Genomic DNA, 1,568 nt, shown 5'->3' with positions numbered 1-1,568 from the left:
GCTGGACACGTCCGTGTGCGCCCTCCAAACCAAGACCTTCAACGAGCGCGCCGCCGGGCAGGGCCTGTCGGTGCTGTGCGTCTCCAAAGACCTGCCGTTCGCGCAGCAGCGATTCTGCGGCGCAGAGGGCATCGAGAACGTCACAACCGCCTCGGCGTTCCGCGACAGCTTCGGCGACGAGTACGGCGTCACCATTATCGACGGCCCGATGGCCGGGCTGCTGGCACGGGCGATTGTGGTGATCGGTCCCGACGGCAACGTCGCGCACACCGAACTGGTGCCCGAGATCGCCTCGGAGCCCAACTACGACGCAGCGCTGGCCGCGCTGACCTCTTTGGTGTAGTTGCCGCGTTATAAGCGCTGCGCAGAAACGAACAAACTGCGCGGCGCAGCGTCCTCGATGTCGGGCGGACGCCGGTCGTAGCGGGCCATCAGCTCCTCGGCCGGCACCACCGACACGTCCCAGCCGTGGCGGCGCAACCAGTCGCCGACGTCTTCGCGCTCCTCGAAGTACCACAGCTGCTGGACGTCGGGGATATCGCGCTGCTCGCCCAGTTTGGCTGCCAGCGCACGGATTCGCTGCATCTGCTCGCGCTGCCTGGCGTGGGCCTCGGGATCCATGAAGCCAGGACCGGGCGCCTCGACCGCGATCCGGCTGCCCGCGACGGAAAGCGCCTGCACCCGCTCGAACAGCAGCTCCTGCGCCGCCGCCGGCAAGAACGGCAACAGGCCCTCCGCCGCCCACACGCTGGGCACCGAGGCGTCAAACCCCGCCTGCCGCAACGCTTCTGGCCAGTCGTGGCGCAGATCGACGGGAACATTGACCAAGTTCGCCGTCGGCTGGTCGCCGCGTTCCCGCAAGGTCGACAACTTGAACTCCAGCACCTTCGGCTGGTCGAGTTCGTAGACTGTCGTACCGTCCGGCCACGGCAACCGCCATGCTCGCGAATCCAAACCCGCGGCCAGGATCACCGCCTGCCGGACGCCGGCCTTGGTGGCGTCGAGGAAGAAGCTGTCGAAAAACGCCGTGCGAGCAGCCATGTAGTCGACCATCGACCGCATCCGTAGCGGCAGGTCGGGTGCTTCCTCGACGATCTCGGGAGGCAGCTCGGGCGCCGAGAACCAATTCCACATCCCATCTCCCGCCGCGTCGAGGAACACTCGCGCGAAGGGATCTTGGATCAGCGGATTGTCGCTGTCGGTTTCCGCGGCACGCGCCGCCGCCACCCCCAGCGCCGTAGCGCCCACGCTTTCGGTGATCTCCCAGCTATCGTTGTCGGTTCTCGCCACCGTCACTCCTTCTACTCATCGGCGTCGGCCACAGTACGCCGATGAGCTGAACATGCTGTTTCGATTGTTTCAATCGGCTGCTCGTCGTGGTAGCGTAGAACCGTGCCTACCGCCGTTGCCCCGCTGGCTCGCCAGGTTGCCGAACGCGCGCAAAGAGACTCCGGGTTCGCTGAGCTGCTCGACGCGATCCTGCAAGCGCCGACCGCGCCGCAGGGAACCCTGGAACGCATCGCCGCCGGCAAGTTGAACGACGAGCGACGCGGCGCCCTGGTTCGCGA

The 1,568-nt window shown here is 66.8% G+C and carries 2 protein-coding genes and 1 pseudogene (1 of these 3 only partly in view); 2 read left to right on the top strand and 1 reads right to left on the bottom strand.

The genetic code is table 11. The features are described from left to right. Positions 1-343: thiol peroxidase (gene tpx, locus ACFE99_RS22480; protein WP_375488713.1), on the top strand; the 343-nt coding region annotated here is incomplete at its 5' end. 8 nt (positions 344-351) lie between these two features. On the opposite strand, the gene ACFE99_RS22475 is transcribed toward tpx, so the two are convergent. Next, the gene (locus ACFE99_RS22475) at positions 352-1,290 is read right to left on the bottom strand and encodes a class I SAM-dependent methyltransferase (RefSeq protein ID WP_375488710.1); all 939 of its coding nucleotides are present in this window, start codon (positions 1,288-1,290) and stop codon (positions 352-354) included. A gap of 102 nt (positions 1,291-1,392) precedes the next feature. Between ACFE99_RS22475 and ACFE99_RS22470 the strand changes: the two are divergent. Then, positions 1,393-1,568 (top strand): annotated as a pseudogene (locus ACFE99_RS22470) (hypothetical protein) (it continues 343 nt past the right edge of the window).

The organism is uncultured Mycobacterium sp., assembly GCF_964249325.1.
In the GTDB taxonomy this organism is placed as follows: Bacteria; Actinomycetota; Actinomycetes; order Mycobacteriales; family Mycobacteriaceae; genus Mycobacterium.
The sequence above is the reverse complement of the archived record's forward strand: the minus strand, read 5'-3'. Positions and strand labels throughout refer to the sequence as shown.